The 21,645-nt window shown below is 51.2% G+C and carries 25 protein-coding genes; 11 read left to right on the forward strand and 14 right to left on the reverse strand.

Annotated features, from left to right (window positions below):
• Positions 1–17: 17 nt before the first annotated feature.
• Positions 18–1,004 (reverse strand): IS30 family transposase, encoded by a 987-nt coding sequence (locus V0288_RS00230; RefSeq protein ID WP_332862983.1) that lies wholly within the window; start codon positions 1,002–1,004, stop codon positions 18–20.
• A gap of 228 nt (positions 1,005–1,232) precedes the next feature.
• Between V0288_RS00230 and V0288_RS00235 the strand changes: the two genes are divergently transcribed.
• Positions 1,233–1,448 carry a hypothetical protein gene (locus tag V0288_RS00235; protein ID WP_332862984.1) on the forward strand — a complete coding sequence of 72 codons (216 nt, stop codon included), beginning with the start codon at positions 1,233–1,235 and terminating at the stop codon, positions 1,446–1,448.
• Between the two features lie 278 nt (positions 1,449–1,726).
• Here the strand turns inward: V0288_RS00235 and gorA are convergent, their stop codons facing one another.
• A complete protein-coding gene (gorA, locus tag V0288_RS00240; protein WP_332862985.1) occupies positions 1,727–3,079 on the reverse strand; it encodes a glutathione-disulfide reductase in 1,353 nt (450 codons plus the stop codon).
• Positions 3,080–3,136: 57 nt separating this feature from the next.
• On the opposite strand from gorA, the gene dacB reads away from it, so the two are divergent.
• A complete protein-coding gene (gene dacB, locus V0288_RS00245) occupies positions 3,137–4,537 on the forward strand; it encodes a D-alanyl-D-alanine carboxypeptidase/D-alanyl-D-alanine endopeptidase (RefSeq protein ID WP_332862986.1) in 1,401 nt (466 codons plus the stop codon).
• 54 nt (positions 4,538–4,591) lie between these two features.
• Here dacB and V0288_RS00250 read toward each other — a convergent pair whose 3' ends face one another.
• From V0288_RS00250 to V0288_RS00265, 4 genes are all read right to left on the reverse strand, one after another.
• Positions 4,592–5,476, reverse strand: coding sequence for a D-alanyl-D-alanine carboxypeptidase (locus V0288_RS00250; RefSeq protein WP_332862987.1), 885 nt, complete (start codon positions 5,474–5,476; stop codon positions 4,592–4,594).
• Positions 5,477–5,568: 92 nt separating this feature from the next.
• Complete coding sequence (locus tag V0288_RS00255) at positions 5,569–6,489, reverse strand: J domain-containing protein (protein ID WP_332862988.1); 921 nt, start codon at positions 6,487–6,489, stop codon at positions 5,569–5,571.
• Positions 6,490–6,692: 203 nt separating this feature from the next.
• The gene (locus V0288_RS00260; RefSeq protein ID WP_332862989.1) at positions 6,693–7,649 is read right to left on the reverse strand and encodes a glycosyltransferase family 9 protein; all 957 of its coding nucleotides are present in this window, start codon (positions 7,647–7,649) and stop codon (positions 6,693–6,695) included.
• Positions 7,650–7,728: 79 nt separating this feature from the next.
• Positions 7,729–8,181, reverse strand: a complete 453-nt coding sequence (locus V0288_RS00265; protein WP_332862990.1) for an NADAR family protein — start codon at positions 8,179–8,181, stop codon at positions 7,729–7,731.
• Positions 8,182–8,205: 24 nt separating this feature from the next.
• Here V0288_RS00265 and V0288_RS00270 point away from each other — a divergent pair, with 24 nt between their 5' ends.
• From V0288_RS00270 to V0288_RS00285, 4 genes are all read left to right on the forward strand, one after another.
• Positions 8,206–8,727: a photosystem I assembly protein Ycf3 gene (locus V0288_RS00270; protein ID WP_332862991.1), complete on the forward strand. Its 522-nt coding sequence runs from the start codon at positions 8,206–8,208 to the stop codon at positions 8,725–8,727.
• A 220-nt stretch (positions 8,728–8,947) separates the two neighbouring features.
• A complete protein-coding gene (gatC, locus tag V0288_RS00275; RefSeq protein WP_332862992.1) occupies positions 8,948–9,247 on the forward strand; it encodes an Asp-tRNA(Asn)/Glu-tRNA(Gln) amidotransferase subunit GatC in 300 nt (99 codons plus the stop codon).
• 93 nt (positions 9,248–9,340) lie between these two features.
• Positions 9,341–9,742, forward strand: coding sequence for a phosphomannose isomerase type II C-terminal cupin domain (locus V0288_RS00280; RefSeq protein ID WP_332863178.1), 402 nt, complete (start codon positions 9,341–9,343; stop codon positions 9,740–9,742).
• A gap of 125 nt (positions 9,743–9,867) precedes the next feature.
• The gene (locus V0288_RS00285) at positions 9,868–10,887 is read left to right on the forward strand and encodes a TFIIB-type zinc ribbon-containing protein (RefSeq protein WP_332862993.1); all 1,020 of its coding nucleotides are present in this window, start codon (positions 9,868–9,870) and stop codon (positions 10,885–10,887) included.
• Positions 10,888–11,464: 577 nt separating this feature from the next.
• Here the strand turns inward: V0288_RS00285 and V0288_RS00290 are convergent.
• The gene (locus V0288_RS00290; protein WP_332862994.1) at positions 11,465–11,797 is read right to left on the reverse strand and encodes a hypothetical protein; all 333 of its coding nucleotides are present in this window, start codon (positions 11,795–11,797) and stop codon (positions 11,465–11,467) included.
• Positions 11,798–11,998: 201 nt separating this feature from the next.
• Between V0288_RS00290 and V0288_RS00295 the strand changes: the two genes are divergently transcribed.
• The 4 genes from V0288_RS00295 (at position 11,999) to V0288_RS00310 (ending at position 16,594) form a co-directional block, all read left to right on the forward strand.
• Positions 11,999–12,160 carry a hypothetical protein gene (locus V0288_RS00295; RefSeq protein WP_332862995.1) on the forward strand — a complete coding sequence of 54 codons (162 nt, stop codon included), beginning with the start codon at positions 11,999–12,001 and terminating at the stop codon, positions 12,158–12,160.
• Between the two features lie 587 nt (positions 12,161–12,747).
• Positions 12,748–14,322 carry a glucose-6-phosphate isomerase gene (locus V0288_RS00300; protein WP_332862996.1) on the forward strand — a complete coding sequence of 525 codons (1,575 nt, stop codon included), beginning with the start codon at positions 12,748–12,750 and terminating at the stop codon, positions 14,320–14,322.
• 242 nt (positions 14,323–14,564) lie between these two features.
• Positions 14,565–14,780, forward strand: a complete 216-nt coding sequence (locus V0288_RS00305) for a hypothetical protein (protein ID WP_332862997.1) — start codon at positions 14,565–14,567, stop codon at positions 14,778–14,780.
• 494 nt (positions 14,781–15,274) lie between these two features.
• Positions 15,275–16,594, forward strand: coding sequence for a glycoside hydrolase family 10 protein (locus V0288_RS00310; protein WP_332862998.1), 1,320 nt, complete (start codon positions 15,275–15,277; stop codon positions 16,592–16,594).
• A 122-nt stretch (positions 16,595–16,716) separates the two neighbouring features.
• On the opposite strand, the gene V0288_RS00315 is transcribed toward V0288_RS00310, so the two are convergent.
• The 7 genes from V0288_RS00315 to V0288_RS00345 form a co-directional block, all read right to left on the reverse strand.
• Positions 16,717–17,061: a HepT-like ribonuclease domain-containing protein gene (locus tag V0288_RS00315; RefSeq protein ID WP_332862999.1), complete on the reverse strand. Its 345-nt coding sequence runs from the start codon at positions 17,059–17,061 to the stop codon at positions 16,717–16,719.
• Entirely contained in the window at positions 17,048–17,377 is a 330-nt protein-coding gene (locus V0288_RS00320) for a nucleotidyltransferase family protein (protein WP_332863000.1), read from the reverse strand. Before V0288_RS00320 ends, V0288_RS00315 begins: the two co-directional genes overlap by 14 nt.
• Before the next feature lie 22 nt (positions 17,378–17,399).
• The gene (locus V0288_RS00325) at positions 17,400–17,585 is read right to left on the reverse strand and encodes a hypothetical protein (RefSeq protein ID WP_332863001.1); all 186 of its coding nucleotides are present in this window, start codon (positions 17,583–17,585) and stop codon (positions 17,400–17,402) included.
• A gap of 98 nt (positions 17,586–17,683) precedes the next feature.
• Positions 17,684–18,553, reverse strand: a complete 870-nt coding sequence (locus V0288_RS00330; RefSeq protein ID WP_332863002.1) for a toll/interleukin-1 receptor domain-containing protein — start codon at positions 18,551–18,553, stop codon at positions 17,684–17,686.
• A 141-nt stretch (positions 18,554–18,694) separates the two neighbouring features.
• A complete protein-coding gene (locus V0288_RS00335; RefSeq protein WP_332863003.1) occupies positions 18,695–19,255 on the reverse strand; it encodes an NYN domain-containing protein in 561 nt (186 codons plus the stop codon).
• Positions 19,256–19,327: 72 nt separating this feature from the next.
• Positions 19,328–19,996 (reverse strand): energy-coupling factor ABC transporter ATP-binding protein, encoded by a 669-nt coding sequence (locus tag V0288_RS00340; protein WP_332863004.1) that lies wholly within the window; start codon positions 19,994–19,996, stop codon positions 19,328–19,330.
• A gap of 6 nt (positions 19,997–20,002) precedes the next feature.
• On the reverse strand, positions 20,003–20,272 hold the full coding sequence (locus tag V0288_RS00345; RefSeq protein WP_422661852.1) for a UPF0367 protein family: 270 nt from the start codon (positions 20,270–20,272) through the stop codon (positions 20,003–20,005).
• Positions 20,273–20,531: 259 nt separating this feature from the next.
• Here V0288_RS00345 and psbD point away from each other — a divergent pair, with 259 nt between their 5' ends.
• The gene (gene psbD / locus V0288_RS00350; protein ID WP_332863005.1) at positions 20,532–21,587 is read left to right on the forward strand and encodes a photosystem II D2 protein (photosystem q(a) protein); all 1,056 of its coding nucleotides are present in this window, start codon (positions 20,532–20,534) and stop codon (positions 21,585–21,587) included.
• Positions 21,588–21,645: the final 58 nt, after the last annotated feature.

Here is a 21,645-nt window from a genome sequence, read left to right on the forward strand (position 1 = left end):
GTTTATAAAGCGCCAATTCAAATCTGAATTGCATCACGGTCTGATCCTACTCCATAGAATACCTCGAATGGGGTTCGATAGTCAAGACATTTTCGAGGACGATTGTTAATTAAGTTTACCACTCTTTGAACTTCTTCGGGCTTGACGATTTTCAAGTTCGTTCCCTTGGGAAAGAATTGTCTAATCAGACCGTTGGTATGCTCGTTCAATCCTCTCTCCCAAGAGTGATAAGGATGGGCGAAATAAATATCAACGTCTAATTTTCGGCTTAACTCTTGATGACCGCTAAACTCTTTTCCGTTGTCACAAGTGAAGGTTTTTCTTTTTTCTCCTGGAATCGCTTGGAAGAGTTCTTCCGTTACCCGATTAATTTCCCGTGCGGTTTTATCTTTGGCTAATCCCGCTACTAGGAATTTCGAGGCTTTATCTACATGAGTCACTAACACCCCGATATGATTCGCACCGATTACCGTGTCGCTCTCCCAATGTCCGATCTCGGTTTTCTCGTCGGCGATTGCCAGTCGGTTCTCGATTCCCACGCGCCCCGGAATCACTCCCCGCTTGCTTTTCGCCCCCCCTCGTCTCTTTCTTTTCCCTCGTCCCCGGCGTAAATACTCTCGATACTGGCCGCACCCCTGATAGTTCTCGTAGATCATCTTATAGATCGTCTCGTGAGAGATGGATTCTTTCCCGGACCAGGACAAACGGCCGGCTATTTGTTCGGGACTATGATAATCTTTCAGCCCTTTTTTCACCTCGTCGATCACCGTCTCGGTCACATTGGCAAAGGGATGTTTGGAGTTTTTTCTTCGCTCCTCACTCTTTCCTTGTGCCGTGTCGGGTAGATAGACCCCGAGCTCACTTTGATTTCTTCGGAGTTCTCGAGAGATCGTACTTTGACTGCATCCGAGCAATATCGCCATCTGTCGTTGAGATAAACTTCCCTCTTGATGTAATTGGTAGAGTCGATTTCTTGGCTCTATGGTAAGATGTTGGTGGCTCATTTTCGGATTTGATCTAGTGTTGTTAATGATCAGACAGTACCTGATGAGCCTTTTTCTGTCAACTCTTGAGGTTGATGCGTTTCATTTTTGAATTGGCGAAGGCTTGGAGAGTTTATCGCTCAAGATCGATCGAATTGGCCCCAGAAGATTCTTCGTGTTCGACTCGTGGGATAAAATGGGAAGGTACTCTACATCCAGTGAGCGCGAAGTTTGGACGGAAGAGGGTATATGAACGATAATCTGAAAATTGGCGATATTATTAAGCTGAACGATAATCTTGCCGTGATCGTCGCGATGGCGGGAGATTGTATCGATGACCAAATAGTTCCGGACGAACACGTCGCCTTGTGGTATGGCGGCATAAACCAAGAGAAAGACAACGAAGTATGGACGGTTCCCGGCGAGTATTGCCATAAAGTAGAAACGGTTCGTGTCCGTCACTAAACTTTCGACGGGTAAAAAAACACCCGAAAGGAAACCCGAAAATTTACTGGAAAATTAACGAGATACGGGTTTCGTTTCGTTCCTCGAACCGACCCGAGTTTATGATATGCTCTTGTCGATCGATGCCGATCTCGTGGTGTCGGGTTTCGTTCCTAACCGGGAGAGTTGTTGATAAAGACTTTGAAAGTCTACGGTTCGGGATCGATCGATAATCTATATAAAATCCTAACCCCCGAATAACGGGTTAGATAGCGTTACCCATCCAACCCGATCGAATCCTAGCGCATCGTCACGAACTCCTCGGCCGCGCTGGGGTGAATTCCTACCGTCGCGTCGAAATCCGCCTTTCTCGCGCCCATTTTCACCGCGATCGCGACTCCCTGAATGATTTCCGCCGCGTGATCCCCGACCATGTGCGCGCCTAACACCCGATCGCTCTCGATATGTACCACTAATTTCATCAGGGTTTTATCCTCCCTGCCGGGTAAAACATTATATCCGGGACGGAATTTCGATCGATAGATTTTAATCGCGTTTTCCCCGTATTTAACCCGCGCTTCGGCTTCCGTCAATCCCACCGTAGCCGCTTCCGGAGTGGTGAAAACCGCCGAGGGAATATTTTCGTAACTCATCACCCGCGATTTTCCGCCGAAAACCGTATCCGCGAAGGCGCGTCCCTCGTTAATCGCCACGGGAGTCAGATTCACTTTATCGGTGCAATCTCCCACCGCGTAGATGTGCGGTTCGCTAGTTTGGCTGTACTCGTTGACGGCGATCGCCCCGTTTTTCACCTCCACGTTAACATTCTCCAGTCCCAGATTCTCCAACTTGGGAACCCGTCCGGTAGCCGCCAAACCCACCGCGTCCACGAGGACGATTTCCGAACTTTCCGGGTGTTGAATAGAGACTTTTAAGCCGTCGGACGTTTTTTCGATCGAGGTAGGAAAACTCTTCGGCATCAGTTTAATTCCCTGCCGGATCATTTCCGCCTGGATCTCGTCGCGGATATCCTCGTCAAAACCCCGTAAAATCTTATCGCTCCGGATTAACTGCGTCACTTCCGTCCCCAATCCGTGCATCATACACGCGAATTCTACCCCGATATAACCCGCGCCGAGAACGAGAATCCGTTTCGGTTGTTCCGGTAGGTGGAACATGGCATCGGAAACCATCGTGTACTCGATCCCCGGAATATCCGGTTTGACGGGATATCCCCCGACGGCGATGAGAATTTTATCGGCCGTTATCTTTTTATCCCCGGCCTCGATCGTGTGGGAATCGAGAAAACGGGCGATCGCGGGGAAAACTTCGACTTTAGAATTATCTAACATCCGTTCGTAAACACCGTTCAGACGCGCCACATCCCCGTTGACGTTGGCGATCAATTTCTGCCAATTTAAATGACTCTCTACCGGACTCCAGCCGTATCCTTCCGCGTCTTTAAATAACTGCGGGAAGCGGGAAGAATAGACCATCAATTTTTTCGGGATACAGCCGCGATTGACGCAGGTTCCCCCCAGTCGATCGAACTCCGCCAATCCCACTCTAGCCCCGTATTCCGCGGCCCGGCGCGCCGTAGCGATGCCCCCCGATCCGCCGCCGATAACAAATAGATCGTAATCGTAACTCATAAATGACGTTCCTCTGCTAAATTAAGTGAAAATCGCCCGCCTACACCGGTTGAATCCATGCTATCGCGTTTCTCGATCTTCCCTCTGTTCCTGTTCGCGTTTACCCTGTTCCCGTCCCCGAAACCGGTCGTCGCGGATACTCCCCCTTCGCGGTTTATCTGTCCATCGGAGCTAGAAACGGGGATCGATCGAATCCTACAAAGGGAAGAGTTTACCCGTTCCTACTGGGGAATCCTCATCCAACCCCTTCATTCTAATCAGTCCCTCTACCGACGGAACGAGAATAAATTCTTTATCCCGGCTTCTAACGCCAAATTATTAACTACCGCCGCCGCTTTACAGGCTTTTCCCCCCGATTATCGGATAAAAACGCCCGTTCTCGCCCGAGGGAACGCGCCGAATCTGGAAACCCTCACCGTCGTGGGAAAAGGCGATCCTACCCTCACCACCGAGAAACTGCAAACCCTCGCGCGACAGTTGAAAGATCGCGGCATCCGACAGATCGATCGATTACAGGTAGACGATAGCTTTTTTCCCCGATCGAATCTCAATAAAACGTGGGAATGGGAAGATATCTTTTTCTATTATGCCGTCGCGCCCTCTAGCCTGACGCTCAACGAGAACGCGGTCAAACTGGAAGTTTCCCCGACCCGCGTGGGGCAACCGATATCGCTACAATGGTCGGATACTCTCGCCGCACGGCAGTGGTCGATCGAGAACCGCGCTACCACCGCGCCCGCTGGAACCCCGAATACTCTGGAAATAAAAGGAAATCTCGGCGATTCCCGTTTAATTATCACCGGTTCGCTGGCGATCGACGCGAAAGATGATTTCTCGATCGCCATCCCCGATCCGACCCGTTATTTCCTCGATCGCTGGCGGGAGATCCTACAGGACGAGGGAATTACCGTCAAAAGCGCGGGAATTACCCCGGAACCCGTCGGCGAAGAAATTACGTCGATCGAATCCGATCCTATATCACAAATCGTTCAAAGAGTCAATACCGAAAGTCATAATTTCTTCGCCGAAACCCTCCTGCAATTAATCGGGGGAACGGAGGGAGTGAAAGAACGTTTAACCGGTTTAGGGATTAATAGCGACGGGTACAGCCTTCAGGACGGTTCCGGACTCTCGCGGCAGAACCTCACCACCCCCGAAACCCTCGTCCGCGCCCTGCAACTTTTCGAGAAGAATGCTACCTATCGCGATTCCCTAGCGATCGCTGGAGTGAGGGGAACTTTAGCGGGAAGATTTCAAAATACACCGATTCAGGGAAGACTACAGGGGAAAACCGGCACATTATCGGGAGTGGTATCCCTCTCCGGCTATCTAGAAAATCCGAATTACGATTCGATCGCTTTTAGTATTCTCGTCAATCATAGCGATCGACCGGCGACGATTACCAGAAACGGCATCGACGAGATTATCCTACTCTTGGGAAGATTAAAACGCTGTTAAGGGGAGTAGAGGAGTGGGGAGAAAAGCGGAAAGCTTCCTGTCTCCCACCTTCTCCTAAATCCCGCAGGAACGCGAGCGGGTGAGTTGGAGGACGATCGAATCGATCGATTTCACCAGCGCCTGCCCGGAAACACTACTATTATTGGCGAGAATGCTGAAAACCATCACGCCTTCATCCGGATGGATCAGATAACCGGAAAGCGCCCGGACTCCCCAGAGAGTGCCGGTTTTCGCGTACACGGTGCCGGTCGCGGTCGTGTTCCGCATCCGGTTTTTCAGGGTTCCACTGATGCCCGCGACCGGTAGGGAAGCGTAAAACGTGTCCCGATTGGGAGAAAAATACATGGCGCGGAGGATTTCCACGAGAGCGCGGGGAGTGGTCACGTTCTTTCTCGATAAACCCGAACCGTCCGATAAACGATAACTATTGGGATCGATGCCCATTTGGGAGAGGAGAGATCGCACGCTTCGGAAACCGCCGATGAATTTAAATAAAGTATCGGCGTAGACGTTATTACTGTGTTGATTGGTAATATTCACCCAATCGCGGAGGGTTTTATTGCGGATGGCCGCTTCGGGATTCATGGCCTGTAGCGCGGCGGCCGTGGTAAATATTTTCGTGTTCGAGGCCGGGATAAAATACCGGTCGGCGTTATGGCTATAGTAAACCGTTTTCCGATCGAGCGACTCGACGAGAATCCCCCATTGATTCGGGGAGCGTTCGATCGAGCGGGCGATACTATCCCCGACGAATTCCGTACAGACGCGAGGGGCGTTATTATCCGGGGGGGGAACGTAAAGTTCTATAACATCGGATTGACGGATCGGGTTCGGGTGAGTGGAGAGATCCATCTCGTTCGCAACGCCCGGCCGCGCCAGAGCGAGCGTCGCCATACCGACGATCACGAGAGGATTCAAGCACCGGGAAAACTGTTTCATGCTGTTATTACGGGTAAGCGTCTGAGTCGAGGAGCGAGTTCGCCCTATTGTACCAGTTCGCGCTTCGGTATAATGGTTATCGATCTCACAAATTAAACCTGAATATTCCCGTTTTCTGACATCCAAGAGCGAATTTTCAGCCATAAAGGGGCTTTATCCGGGGCCGATCGAGACCGGACGCTCTGATAGCATTCGTAGGCGTGATTGAGACGCGCGGTAATCTCGGTGGCGTTGGGGTGGGAATTGCGATCGGGATGCCAGTAACGCAGGAGGGTTTTATAAGCGATCTCCACGCGAGAATCGGGAGTTAACGGGGTAATTCCCAAAATTCTCCACCAATCCGGCGAGGGATCGCCGACGAGCAGTACGGCGAGCGATCGATCCGAGGGATAGAGAATCGTGGCGATAAACTCCCAACTCGCCCCGTAACAGACACGGTACACGGCTTTTAATCGCTCTTTCCCCAATCTTTGACAGGCTTGTAAGTGCCATTGCCGGAACTCCTCGCGGGCTTTTCGGTGCGTTCGGAAATCCCGCTCGGCGAACCTGCCCTTGCCTACCCTGTCCGCGAGAACGGCGAGATTGTTCCCGCGCTCGATCGCCCGGAGATCGAGATAGGGATGGTAAAACGGATCTCGACCGCCGGCGAGGGTTTCCAGGATTTCTTTGACGTGACCGGTCGCGGGGGGAAGACTCAACAGCCAGTTCAACTCCGGACACACCCGATCGACCTCCGGCTTATCGCGCCACTGCCAGTAATCGATATCGACGCGGGCGAGGGAGTTCCGATAGTAATCGTGCCACAACCGGGGGACGATACAGGCGATCGGCGTGGCGAGCGGGGTGGCGAGCGGGTAGGATTGACCGGTTAAGGCGCTTTCCGGCGCGTCTTCGAGAAGACAGGCGAGATGATAGGCGGGATGGCGACGGGGCTGTTTTCTGGGGGTAATAAACCAGAAAGCGGCCAGGATCAAGGAAACGTACAGCAGGATGGATAGAAATCGATCCGCCACGATGGTTAGCGTCGGGTAAAGTTACTCGCTACTTTATACCATTTGAGGGATGACAAAAGGGAGGGAGTGGGGAGGTGAGGGAGGTGAGGGATGAGGGAGATAGGGAAGGTGAGAGATTATTAAAGATAATCGATCTCCTGCCTCCTGACTCCTGACTCCTGACTCCTGCCTCCTGACTCCTGACTCCTGACTCCCGCCCCCTCTTAACTCTGCCAGAGCCTTTCTAGGACGGTTTCCGGTTTGATATCGGCGACTTTCGCGGTGGGGGAGAGGATTTTCACGAAACGATCGTCGGTGGGTAGCAACTCGATCGAAGAGGGAGCGAGAAGGGCGATCGTCGGGGTTCCTACCGCCACGGCTAACTGTAGGGGAACACTATCGGTGGATAACAGGATATTCCCCCCGGCGATCATCGCCGCCATTTTGCCGATATCCGCGGTTCGCGAGATCTTGAGACCGCCCACTTTCTGGCTTAACGCGGCGACCCAGGATTCCTCGCTAGTCCCCTCGATGGCGACGAGCGGTAAACTCGGTTGTTTCCCCTGAATCTCTTGGAGGATTTTCGCCCAAGCGTCGATCGGGTAAACCGTCTCGGTTCCTTGAGAGGCCAGCAGATCGCTCCCTCCCCCGTAGACGAGAATATAGCCGCTATCCTTGATATCGAGGCGTTTTTGTTCCATTTCCGCCCAATCGATATCTTCTTTTTTCAGGGTGACTTGGAGCGGGGGACGGGGCGAGGCAATCTTTAACGCCGCGACGAGATCGTGATAGATATCGGCCAGATAGCCGGACGTTTTGCGGGGGACGGAATTGGAGAGGAACCAGCTTCCGTCTTTTCGGTAGCCGACGCGGACGGGGATACCGTTAAGCCAGAGTAGGAGACCGACAGGGCCGCGACCGGAGAGATCGAGCGCGATCTCGTACTCGCGATCGCGGATCACCCCGAGTAGATTGAGATAGTCCGCCAATCCGTATCGATCCTGATAGTCGAATAAAAGAATTTCCTTAACGTTCGGACAAACACGATAGGCGGCCTTCGCTCGCGGCTCGACGAGGACATCGATCGACGCTTTCGGATAGGTTCGCTGGAGGGTTTCTAGGGTGGGAAAAAACAGAAGTTGATCGCTAATTCCCCCCGGTACAAGGGTTAATACTCGCATCTTATCTGGCTAGACCTGAATCGATCAGCTTAATTCTAGCAGTGTCCCCGAACATCCCATCCAGAATGTCAGGAAGAATTCACGAGTCCCCCGCGGATTCCCGGAAAAACCCTCTAACTTTCATCAGAACGTGACCTAAACGGTTCTTTCCCGTCCCGTCCGCCCCGCACCCCCAGTAGTAATCGATCGGCGAATTCTCGATCAATAATTCCTCTCCCGTCACTAGCAAAATTTCTCGAATCTCGCCATGAATTGTAAACTTTCTTAATACGCCCCGGTACATGATTTCTTCTTTCACCGTTTCCCAATCGGGACGGAGGGGATAGAGGCGCTGTCTTCCCATCTCGGCCGCCTCTCTCGGCGTTTTCGCCAGTCGGATCGCTTCCCCGTAGGGATGGCCGGGATATTTGGCCGCCTGGAAGTAATGCTCGCTCGTCGGCCACCAGAATCCGTCGAGATCGAAGCCGTGACGGGAAAAGTTGGAAAAACACCCGTAAGGTTTCTCGTGAATGCTATAAAAGAAAATAGTCATTTCGATCGCTCGCCCCCAAGTTATATGCCACGCACTCAAAAGAACGATAATTTTATCGATAAAAGTTTTACCGTGATGGCGGACATTATCCTCAAGGTACTGCCCGCGAATAAAAAAGCCAAAGAGGCTTTCGTCTATTATCGCGATGGGATGTCGGCGCAGGCGGACGGGGAATACGCCGAGGCACTGGATAACTACTACGAGGCGTTGAAATTAGAGGAAGATCCCAACGATCGCAGTTATATTCTCTATAATATCGGCATTATTCACGCCAGTAACGGCGAACACGAGAAAGCCCTGGACTACTACGAGCAAGCGATCGATCTCAACCCCCGAATGCCCTCGGCCTTGAATAATATCGCCGTGATCTACCATTATCAGGGCGAGAGAGCCAGGGAGGAAGGAAAAGAGGCGGAAGCGGAAGCGCTCTACGATAAAGCGGCGGAATACTGGAAACAGGCGATCCGACTCGCCCCGAATAACTACATCGAGGCGCAGAACTGGCTGAAAATCACCGGTCGATCGGAAATCGACGTGTTTTTCTAGATCGCCGAATCCCCCCCTATCCACCCGTAACCCTCGAAACCTTCGTGAAACCTCTTGCACCATTCGTTGTTGAGGGTCTAAAAACTTCAAAAATGAGAATTTTACAAGATAAATGGGGTTTCTGAGAGATTTTTAGCCTTAAAATTCTTTAGTCTTCCTCCTGACTCCTGACTCCTGACTCCCTAACCACCCGACAATTCTTGAATTCCACGAGAGGTCTATGATCGATCGAGCCACCGTCCAGAAAATCGCCCACCTAGCCCGTTTAGAAATCACCCCCCAGGAAGAAGAACGCTTTACCGGACAATTGAGCGGGATTCTCGACTATTTCGAGCAGTTGAGCGAATTAGATACCGAAAACGTGCCGCCGACGACTCGGGCTATTGAAATCAGCAATATTACCCGCGCCGATCGCGCCCGCGTCTATAGCGAGCGCGAGGAATTATTGCGGGAATCCCCCGAACCGGAAGGCGACTATTTTCGGGTTCCCCGGATTCTCAACACCGACGAGGAAGGCTAGAACGCGAGACCGGAAAAGAAGCGGCCGATACGGCGATCGAGAAATTATCTGCTATCTTGGTCTATGATCGCCGTACTGTTGGAGGCAATAAGCATGGTCGCGTCTCAAGATGTCCTTTCCTTTCCCGGTTTTTCGGGAGATTCGTCCACCCCGACCGAAATTAGACCGTGGGGATCGTTTACCACTCTAGAAGAAGGGCCGGGATACAAGATCAAGCGGATTGAAGTGAATCCGGGCCATCGTCTTAGCTTACAGATGCACTACCATCGTAGCGAACACTGGATCGTGGTCTCGGGAACGGCGAAAGTCACCTGCGGCGATCGGGAGGAAACCTTGGGCGCGAATCAGTCTACCTACGTGCCGCAGTGTACCGCTCACCGTCTGGAAAATCCCGGCGTGATCAAATTAGTGTTAATCGAAGTGCAAAACGGGGAATATTTAGGAGAGGACGATATCGTTCGCTTTCAAGATGACTACGCTCGCCATAAAGCTTGAGCGGGTTTCGGGTTCCTAGGATAGTCAACTCCCGAACACGACCTGATTTCTCGCCCCGGCGATAGCGATCCCTGTCAGTTCCTTGAAAAGCCCACTTTTGAACGGATGGCGAGAATCAGGTCATCATGCCTACCTATAGATGTAAACGATGCGGTAACGAGATTACCCTGTCTATCAAGCCCGGTCAATGCGAGTTTTGCGGTAGTACCCAATTCAAGCCAGTCGGTCAAAATAGCTCGAAATTCGTCACTCCCGATAGCGAGGATCTTTCCGATAAAAAGAGTCCCCCCCCGTCGCCAACCCGTATCGCCCGCTCCCCGAAAACAACGCTTTCCGATGATTCCCTCATCTCCAAGCTGGCGACCCCCGCGAAAATTCCCCCTTCCCCTCCCCCCGAAGTACCGATTTATTCTAGCCCGCCCCCGCGCGGTATCCCCCCGCGCCCCCCTTCGCCGGCCCGGAAAGCTTTCTTCCCGAAACTCCCGATCGCCTTACTGGTCAAGTTTTTTCTCTTCCTCGGGATCTGCGGTCTCGGGGCGGGAGGCTACGCGTTCTGGCGATCGCTATTCGATACGAGCGAGTTTCAAAAAACGATTTTACAGGAAACGTTCGATCGGCCTCGATCGTGGGCTTTAACGGATAACGCCTCGTTCCAGAAGGGGGGACTGTACCAACGACAGGTTCGCCGCAACCATTTCGGGGCCTCGATCTGGATGGGAAAAAGTTTTCAAGACGTGGATTTCTCGGCGGACGCGACGAAAACCTCCGGACCGAACGATATTCCCTACGGGTTGATCACCCGGATCAACACCAAAAACGATCAGAAATTTTATTATCTCTTCATCAACGGTCAGGGCAATTTTGTCATGGGGAAACATGACAAGGATCAATGGCTCCATCGGGTGGGATGGGAGAAACACGAGGCCATCAAAACCGGGAGCCGTCGCAATCGTCTCCGGATCGTGACGAAAGGGAATCTCGTGATCGGTTTTGTCAACGGTCAGCAAGTGGGGAGTTTTTGGGATAGCGATTATCGATCGGGCCGGGTCGCGCTTTTCTCGATGCGGGGACGCGGCGATCGGGTGAGCGTTTATTTCGATAACGTGTTATTAAAAGAGAGAGTTCCCAAAAAATCGGGCAAGTAGGCGATATAGCACTCGTCTTTCCACTTTCAACGGCAATATCGCTCGATAGTAACAATCTTACCTAAAAAAATGCTAGAAAAGCGCGCCGGAGGCCGGGGGAGCGAGAAGGAATCCGGGACGGCCGCTTTTCCGCGAAACTGGATGGTAACGATGAAAATCTTGCCATTCCCCGCGAGATCGAGCGGTGGGGAGTGAATTTCCCCCGGCGAGCGTGTGAGAAGTGATCGGTAGTTCTCGCCGGGGGAAAAGATGTGTTCCTTTGCTGGATGACTTCTATCATAGGCACCCCATTTGTCAGGACTATCGCGGCGAGATGTCAATGCCGTGACGGGAGGGGAAAATCCGAGCCACGAGCCGCGTCGATCGGATTCCGCGGTCGATCGGGGAACGATTCGCCGTGGTTTTTTCCGGGGAGGTTTCCCGCGCCGATCGAGTTCGAGCGCGAGCGTAAAAAATGAAAAAAAATGCGGTAAGAGCGAGTCGTGGGGTCGGTATGTACGCCCTCTCGACTTTCTCGAACCGCGGGTAGACGCTTAACGATGAAATTTTTTAGTATCGCTCTAGTGACAGGGGTTTATTAATGTTTCACCTCGCTATTGGAAGGTTGGCTCCGATGAGCGGTGGTATTCGAGGGTTTCTTACTAGAATGCTGTTGGGTTACGGGTTTTTTCGAGTGGCTACTTTTGACTCCGGTTACGGGTTTTTTCGAGGAGCTACTTTTAACTCCGGTAGTGGGTTTCTTCGAGGAGCTACTTTTAACTCCGGTAGCGGGTTTCTTCGAGGTCGTCATCTCCGATTTCGTGGCGGTACCGGGAGATGATTTCGCTCCGGTCGCCGCGGTGGCGGGAAGGTTAATCGCCAGAGAACCGAGCGCGAGAGCCGTTAACATTCCGAAGACGATTTTTTTCACGGTTTGAATCTCCTAAATAGGGTAAATAGGGTCAGTTTGGAGCGAATTGACGCGAAGGAGAGTGTTATAAGCGATTCGGTTAATCTCGTCGGTGGAAATTAAAGTATTCCTTGACTGGATTACCTTCACGATAGGGATCGAATATGTCGCGACTATCGCCGTCCCGTGACAATCCCGTGACAATCTGGAAGTTTTTTTTCGATGGTATTCCCGAAAACTATAGCAAAAAGTCTATGCGAGGGGCGCGGGGCGATCGAGACGGCCGGTGAACTCGCTTTCTTTCCCCCGGAAAGCCGATTTCTCGCGGAATTCAAAAATTGGCGCGTGGTTCAGGAGCCGGGAGTTGGGAGTCAGGAGGAATAATAAAGAATTTTATCGCTATAAATCTCGAAAAAACCTCATTTATATGGTATAAATCTGATTTTTGTAGTTTTTAGACCCTCGCGAACGAATCGCGTGAGAGGTCTGGCTTTCGTTCCCCCGATCGAACTCTATCGCGTGGATAGTCTTCGGAAAGAGAGACGCTTCGCGATCGAGCGCTCCCGACTCTAATCGGGAGAATCGATCGGGGATTTTTCACACCCGTTCGCGACGGTAACTAGGGAACGGTTTAGCGTTCCGTTGCTGTTCGAGAATCCCGATCGAACCGGGGTTCTTCGAGAAAAATTCTGTCGGGAAATTTCGCTTGCTTGAAGGGAGTTTACAGGAAAGTACAGATTCCCATTATATAAATAATGGTATGTCAAGTCGTCGGTTTTGTCAAGCCCTTTTCTCCTTATCCCCGTCTTCTTAGAGTCCGGTTTCGGGAGATTCGCGAGCGCCACGTCCCGCGAACCCCTAACATATCCTTAACGCCGATGAACCGGTCGGGAACTACCTGTATGATTGGAGAGGACAGCGATGAAAGCGAACCCCCAGCGAGAGATCAAGTAAAATTTCAGTTTTTTTCTATGGATAATCTGCAACTCTGGCAACGTTACCAAGATTGGTTATACTATCACCCCGGACTCGAACTGTATCTCGACGTGAGCCGCGTCCGCTTCGATAACGCTTTCGTCGAAACCCTCGCCCCCAAGTTCGATCGGGCCTTCCGCGCTCTAGAAGCGTTAGAGAAAGGAGCGATCGCCAATCCCGACGAACAGCGCATGGTCGGCCACTACTGGCTTCGCGCCCCCGAACTCGCCCCGAACGACCAACTTCGCGCCGAGATTACCGAGCCTCTATTACAGATTAAAGATTTTGTCCGAAAAATTCACGCGGGAGAGATAAAACCGCCGGATCGAGAGAAATTCACCACCATTCTCTCCGTCGGTATCGGCGGTTCGGCGCTGGGCCCGCAATTTGTCGCCGAAGCGCTCGCCCCGGATGTCCCGCCGATGGAGATTCACTTTATCGATAATACCGATCCGGCGGGGATCGATCGGGTTCTCGAACACCTGGATCTCGCCACCACCCTCGTCATTATCACCAGCAAATCCGGCGGCACCCCCGAAACCCGTAACGGGATGTTAGAAGTGCGTCACGCCTACGAGAAACAGGGGCTAGACTTCCCGAAACACGCCGTCGCCGTCACCATGCCGGGGAGCAAGATGGACGAGTACGCGCGCGACTGGTTAACCCGTTTCCCCATGCAGGATTGGGTGGGGGGACGTACTTCCGAACTTTCCGCCGTCGGTCTCCTTCCGGCATCGCTACAGGGAATCGACATCGACGCGATGTTAGCCGGCGCGAGGGAAATGGATATCGCCACCCGCGTCCACGATTTGAAAACCAATCCTTCCGCCCTTCTCGCCCTCGCGTGGTATTACGAGGGCAACGGCAAAGGCGAGAAAGATATGGTCATTCTCCCCTACAAAGACAGCCTCTATCTTTTCAGCCGCTACCTACAGCAATTGGTGATGGAATCGTTGGGTAAAGAAAAAGATCTCGACGGTAACACCGTTTATCAGGGTATCGCCGTCTACGGGAATAAGGGTTCGACCGACCAACACGCTTACGTCCAACAACTGCGCGAGGGGGTTCCCAATTTCTTCGCCACCTTTATCGAGGTTCTCGAAGACCGCCGGGGAGAATCTATAGACGTGGAACCGGGCGCGACCTCGGGCGATTTTCTCTCCGGACTGCTACAGGGAACCCGACAGGCACTGTACGAGAATCACCGGGATTCGATTACCATCACGATTCCCGAGGTCACGCCGCGTCACGTCGGCGCGTTAATCGCCCTCTACGAGCGCGCGGTGAGTATTTACGCGAGTTTGGTCAATATTAACGCCTACCATCAGCCAGGAGTGGAAGCCGGGAAAAAAGCGGCCGCCTCCGTCCTCGATTTACAACGGCAGATTGTCGGGATTCTGCAAGAATCGGGAAATCCGCTCGATCTGAACGCGCTGGCGGCAAAAGCGGGGGCGAGCGATCGCGTCGAGGCGATCTATAAAATCGTCCGCCATCTCGATGCGAATCATCGGGGGGTGAAAGTGGAGGGAGATTTCGGTAAACCCGATACGTTACAAATTTCCGCCCGATAACCGTAGGGTGGGCCGAGTCCCACCTTACAATAGATCTCCGCGCGGAATTCAAAAATTGTCTTGTGGTTAGGGAGTCAGGAGGAAGAAGAAAGAATATTATAAATATTTTTTTAGACCATACTTATTTATCGTCTATAATTCCAGTTTTTGATTTTTTGAGAGCATCGAAAATGAATTGTGCAAGAGGTCTAATAGTCAACTAGAGTTAAGGAGCTTCACGAGGTAAATTTAGGTACTCTCCCATGTCAAAAGCTCGATACACGGATGAAGAAATTCGATCGATCCTCGCGCGAGAGGCGGGGCAAGAACTGGAAAAACTCGCTCCCGATTACCCGATCTATGTTTCGGGAACCGAGAAAACGATTCGCTTCGGAGACTTACCCGTTTCCGAACAGGAATCCCTTCGGCAAGCTTTAGAGAGACAGGCGAGGGGCGAAATCGTCAAGCTCGAATTATAGAGAATATGGCTTACAATTTATGGCTATCTTTACAAGCTAGGGATTTTCTTCTGTTTTTACAAAATAGCGAATTTTCTGTCTATAGAGGGATAACAGAAAGATTATAAAAAATCGCGACGGAAAGAGAAAATTTTATAACGGGTCAACCCGATCGGCTCGAAACTTTTTCGGTCAATAATTTCAAGGTTTATTATCGGGTCTCTCACCGATTACAGGCGATCGACGCGATCGAGATTGTCGAGTTACCTTAAACTTTCGGCTCGTTTCAGATTACCGTCAGAGAGCCATCGATCGACTGTCGAGCGAGAACCTTTACCGGAAAAACAATCGCGTTCGAGGGCGAAATCGTCAATACTCTTCCCGAAACCGATTCTATAACCGAGTTTTTATCGCTCGGATACTCTCCAGATTAGCCATCGGTGTAGACGTACAGACTAGATTTCGCGAACCGGTATTATAATCGGTTGAAGCCGTATCATCCGAGTTGTATCCCGATGACTTTTTCGCTCCTGTCCCGTGTCTGGCGACAAATCGGTAAAAAAATTCCTCTACTCTGGTTTCTCGCCTCCTTGATCGCCGTCCTGTTATCTCCCGGGCTTTCAATCGCTTTTTCCCAACCGGCCGATCCCGATATCCGGGGGGTTTGGATCACCACCAACGATACCGAGATCCTGCTCGAACGCGACAAACGGGATCGGGCGATCGAGGATTTATCCAAGCTTAACTTTAACGCCGTCTATCCGGTGGTTTGGAATTCCGGCTACGCGCTCTATCCCAGCGAGGTGGCGAAACGGGAAGGAATTCAGCCCTTCGTTCCCACGGGATCGAAGGGGGAAGACGCGCTGAAGGAATTGATCGATCGCTCTCGGGAGAAGGGATTACGGGCGATTCCCTGGTTTGAATTCGGTTTTATGGCCCCTCCCACGTCCGAAATGGCGATGAAACACCCCGGCTGGCTGACGCGCAAACGCGACGGAACGACCACTTGGGTAGGGGCGGCCGGCGAGGTCGTCTGGTTGAATCCTTTCCGGCCGGAAGTGCAGAATTTTATTAGCGAGTTGGTTTTAGAGGTGGCGAGACAGTACGATATCGACGGGATTCAATTCGACGATCATCTCAGTCTTCCCAACGAATTCGGCTACGATGATTTTACTGTCGCTCTCTACCAGCAAGAAACTCAGAAAACGCCGCCCGCGAACCCTAGAGATCCCGAATGGACGCGCTGGAGGGCCGATAAAATTACCGCGTTCGTCGCCAACCTCAATCAAGCGCTCAAAGCGATTAAACCGAACGCGCGTTTCTCGATCGCTCCCAATCCTTACGAGTTCGCCTATAACGGACATTTACAAGATTGGCTCGGTTGGGTGCGCCAGGGGTTAGTCGATGAACTGATCGTGCAGGTGTATCGCCCCGATATGGCGGGTTTTCTCAAACAACTCGATCGACCGGAAATTCAGGAAACCCAGCAGAGAATCCCCACGGGGATCGGGGTATTAAGCGGTTTGAGAACCCGACCGATCGAGCTACCGTTCATTCAAGAAAAGGTGACGGCCGCGCGATCTCGCGGGTTGGGAATTATTTTCTTTTTCTACGAGAGTCTCTGGAATCGGGCGCCGGAATCGATCGGCGAACGACAGGCGGCGATCGGCGCGATGTTCTCTCAACCGATCGCGCCGCGAGTCCCGATGGTCGAAAACACCCCGATCGCGACCGATCCCGGAGCGCGCCCCGCGGAAAAACCTATCCAAAATTATTTAGCCCCGGACGGTATCGAGATCCCGGTGATCCCCCCTCCCGCAGGTCCGACGCGATAGTTCGTTCGCGTCATTCAACCAATGTACAATTTTATCGCGTCAACTCAAATCTGAATTGGCGTATTTTTTATGATTTGCCCTTCAGATAATTGGAATTTTTTGCTGACTATCGAATTGGATTTTCAGGCTTCTTCAATAGAGATAATATTTTCTAGTGTATTGATGAGTTCTGGTAAAGCTAGTTGCACGGTATCCCAAATCACTTCTAGGTCTAGCTCGTCATATTCATGAACGAGACGATTTCGCATCCCGATAATTTTCGGCCAAGGAATAGCCGGAATCGCGGTCTGTGTTTCCATAGAAATTCTACGGGCGGCCTCGCCAATAATTTCCAGTTTTCGAGTGACCGCGGCCTGACGCATCAAGTCGAGTTCAAAGGCTTCTCGATCGATCCCGGCTACAAAGTCTCTCGCTAACCTCGCGGAGTCGAGCATATCTTGCAAATAATTCAGTTCACGAGGTAGCATAAATCACTTGAGCGGATTCAAGAATGGCTTTACGGCGTAAATAGTTACGACTACGTTCGATGCCTCGACGACTAACTAGATCGACATCTCTTTGAAAGACATTCTTAATATCTTCTTCCATATCAACCCAATCGAACAGTGTCCAGTGAGCGTCTTCGGCGAAGGAAACCAAGACATCAATATCACTGCTTTCCGGACGAAAATCCTCTCGTAATACCGAGCCGAACAAAGCTAGTTCGGTGATTTTCCACCGTTGGCAGAATTCGGCGAGCTTTTGGGGTTCGATCGGGATTTGAATCGTTTGAATACTTTGCATAATATTAAACCAATTTACAATGTTATGGTTTCGATCGACTCCAGCGACTTTTTTCATCCCGCTTAGGTGGTAAACTAACCACTTCTCTACCGTTTTCCGCCTGTCTTTTTTGCCAGTTCGCGAACATTGCGTCTAAATCATAGTTAAAAGAGTTAGCGTGTTCTTCTCGATATTTATGAATTTCCTCTAGAACTTCATCTTGCCACATGGTTACATTTTCAGTGTTTTTATAGTTTTAAACTGTTTTGTAGGAACTTATGTATCCTGACCGATCAATGATTGTTCTAAATGTCTATTTAAATTTCTTTATACATCAGAATCCGAGATCGGTAGGGCGACATTTGCATAAGCAATAATTAAAGTTTTAATAAATTCATCATCGGAATTAAGCATTTCTTGAATTTTCTCGTTAGGTTGCATTGAAATACTTATTAAATTGGCATAAATTGACTGTAGTTTATTTGATGAAAAATCCTGTTGAAATGTTACGTCCAAATAGGTTGCCGCAATTTTTTCCCAAACTTTTAATTCATTATAAGGATAGAACTCTCTTTGAAAATTTTCAATAAATAGTTCTAGTGATGAGTGCATAACCTTTTCTAATGCTTGATAAACTATCTTGGCTCTTATAAGTAAATCTTCTGGAAGGCTTGAATGACGTATAGGACTGGGAACAAGTTTACTTAGATCAATATATTCCCATCTTCCATCACTCTTTGAATTCAGCCATGCTATATATCTTGTTAAATTATTGAAAATATCAGGTCGGATTACTTTAAGCAAGTTCAAGGCAATTTCTGAAAGGCTCTTTTTAGAGGTGTCTAGAGCAACTTTGTCCGCGAGTGGTGGGCTTACTCGCTCGATTTCTTGACGACTAATATCATGCCATAAAGGTAAAACTACTTTACTTTTTCCGATTTCTCTAGTAAGTAAGCTGCGAAGTTCATATTTAGTCCAACCTTTACTAAAGAATGAGCGACTTAACACAACAACCCCAAATTTAGAGTTTGCTAGTCCTTCATCAATTGACTCCAGCAAGCTATCACCAACCTCTAGAGTAAATATATCCAACCAAACATTCAGACCGAACGCCATCAGTATTTCTGCCAGAGGTTTAGCCACGGCTTCTTTGTCTTCTGAAGCGTGAGAAATGAAAGCATCGTAGGTATCGCTCATTTAGTTTAACCTCGAAAACTCGGAGTTTATCGAACATCAGTTCTACAAGCTACCTCTTAAATATAACCCTAAAACAGTAGAGACACACCGAAGTGTGCCTCTAGCCGTGTGAAAATGACTATACATATATCATTTCTTCTGTCAAGGTTTGCCGTGATTCGCCCCGTGTCTCATCCGATCGAGTTTCTGCTGGACCTTCGCGTCGAGGGAATGCATTAAAAAACGACCCCTAGCGGTTTGTCGGGATCGTTGATAGTCTCGAATTTTGCGGCCGGACAGGTCTACTTCCGCTTCCAGGCGTTGCGCGGAGATACATTCCGCCCCGTAACCCATTACCGTCAGTTTTTGGGCGTTATCGGAAGTGGCGACGATAATGCGCGAAAAATCCGTTCCCCGTTCGCGCCAGAAGTCCGCGCAGGTTTTTTCGATATAGGTGTCCGCGGTTTGGGCGTGGGCGGTAAAGTAAACCCAGAGATGGGGCGTGTATTGCTCTTGCGCGCCGGGGGTGTCCTGATAGTAGGAATCGAAAACGATCCGCGTCTGACAGCCCTGGTGGTGACTGTAACTAACGAGTGCCTCGATGAGCTTGTTCCTCGCCGGTTCCAGGCCGTGACGATCGCGCGTTTTTTTCAGGGACGACCAGGCGCCGATGATATTGTAGCCATCAACTAGCAGTAGAGAACGATAAAGAGGTGTATTCATGGTAGGGAGAGGGTATAAAAGGCATTGGAATCATCTAACCAGAGCGAATATTTTCAAATTTTAACAAAGGTTTTAGGATTCTCCCTCGGTATTTTTCAAGAGACGATCCTTTAAAGCGATCGGATCGCCCTTGGCGACGACCTTTCCCCCTTCGAGCAGGAACGCGCCGTCGCTATAATCAAGCTCGTCCAAACGGTGCGTGACCCAGAGCGCGGTAATATTTCGGCTCTTAACCAGTTTTCGCACCTGAGAGACCAATTCTAACTGTGTGTCCGCGTCTAACAGCGCGGTCGGTTCGTCGAGTAACAAAACCTCGCAGTGACGGGCTAACGCTCCCGCGATCGCGATTCTCTGCTTCTGTCCGCCACTGAGCGCGTAAATCGGTCGCCGCTCCAACTCCAGTAAATTGACCGCGGCGAGCGATTCCCGCACCCGCTCGCGGATTTCGGCGGGGGATAGTTTTTCCTTGACCAATCCGAAAGCCACGTCCGCGCCGACAGTGGGCATAACTAGCTGGTGATCCGGGTTTTGGAACACGAAACCGAGGGGGCTGGAGATCGAGATCGTGCCGGACGCGGGGGCTAATAATCCCGCGAGAAGCCGTAAAAGCGTGGATTTACCGCTCCCGTTCGTTCCCAACAACATCCAGAATTCCCCGGTGGGAACCTCTAGGGAACAGTGATCCAAGACCGGTTTCCCGCTCGGCCAGTTAAAACATAGATCCTTGACCTCGATCGCCATCGCCGGTTACTCTGCCGTCAGCGTGACGAATCCGGGGACTCTACCGGCCGAGGCGGCGCCCGATTTCTGGGAGACGATCACGGCGGTAATCTGGTCGCTGAACAGGGCGACTTTTTTATCGGTCTGCTTCTCGCAGGTCAACTCCAGTAGTTCCGGGGTGGGGGACTTCATGGCGTTGATAATGGTTTGATACAGTGCTTCCGCCGCGTCCGCTTCTTTGCGTTGGACGGAAATGCCGATGGGAGAGAGTTTCAGCGTGATATCGATCGAGTACATAAGCGACGTTCCCTGTCATTACAAGCGAGTCCAAAACCATTGTATCCGGTGCTACCTCTCGATCGACGTTTCCCGTCCCGAAAGATTTTCAGATTTTTTTTAGACTTCCCCGGAAACTTCCGGTCATTTTCCCTACTATAGTGTAAGTTAAGAAAAGTAAAGATTTCTCACAATCCGCCCCCCCATCTGCATTTATACTTAGAGGGAAGGGCGGCCTGTCAGAACATCAGCCCTTATATCATTTTCGGAGAAAACTCCCATGACCATAGCAGTCGGACGCGCCCCGGAAAGAGGGTGGTTTGATGTAGTAGACGACTGGCTCAAAAGAGACCGCTTCGTCTTCATCGGCTGGTCGGGTTTACTACTCTTCCCCTGCGCCTACCTGGCCCTGGGGGGATGGTTAACCGGAACCACCTTCGTCACCTCCTGGTACACCCACGGGTTAGCCAGTTCCTACCTGGAAGGCGGCAACTTCCTCACCGTAGCCGTATCCAGCCCCGCCGATGCCTTCGGACACTCCCTCCTGTTCCTGTGGGGACCCGAAGCGCAAGGTAACTTCACCCGCTGGTGTCAGATTGGCGGTCTCTGGCCGTTTGTCGCCCTCCACGGAGCTTTCGGACTGATCGGCTTCATGCTGAGACAGTTCGAGATCTCCCGTCTGGTCGGCATCCGTCCCTACAACGCCATCGCGTTCAGCGGCCCGATTTCCGTATTCGTCAGCGTGTTCCTGATGTACCCGCTCGGACAATCGAGTTGGTTCTTCGCCCCCAGCTTCGGGGTGGCGGGAATCTTCCGCTTCATCCTGTTCCTGCAAGGGTTCCATAACTGGACGCTGAACCCCTTCCACATGATGGGGGTAGCCGGTATCCTCGGCGGCGCGTTACTGTGCGCCATTCACGGGGCGACGGTAGAAAACACCCTGTTCGAGGACGGCGAGGGTTCCAACACCTTCCGCGCCTTCGAGCCGACCCAAGCGGAAGAAACCTACTCGATGGTAACGGCGAACCGTTTCTGGTCGCAGATTTTCGGGATCGCTTTCTCGAACAAACGCTGGTTACACTTCTTCATGCTCTTCGTCCCCGTGACGGGATTGTGGATGAGTTCCGTCGGTATTGTCGGGTTAGCGCTGAACCTGCGGGCTTATGACTTCGTATCTCAGGAATTGAGAGCGGCGGAAGACCCCGAATTCGAGACTTTCTACACGAAAAACATTCTACTGAACGAGGGTCTGAGAGCTTGGATGGCTCCTCAAGATCAACCCCACGAAAACTTTACATTCCCCGAAGAAGTATTACCGCGCGGTAACGCTCTGTAAGGACGGTAAAAAGTACGAGGGAAGGGTGATTCGATTACCCTTCTCTTTTTTTAAATCG

The sequence above is a fragment of the Pannus brasiliensis CCIBt3594 genome, from assembly GCF_036688125.1.
GTDB lineage: Bacteria > Cyanobacteriota > Cyanobacteriia > Cyanobacteriales > Microcystaceae > Pannus > Pannus brasiliensis.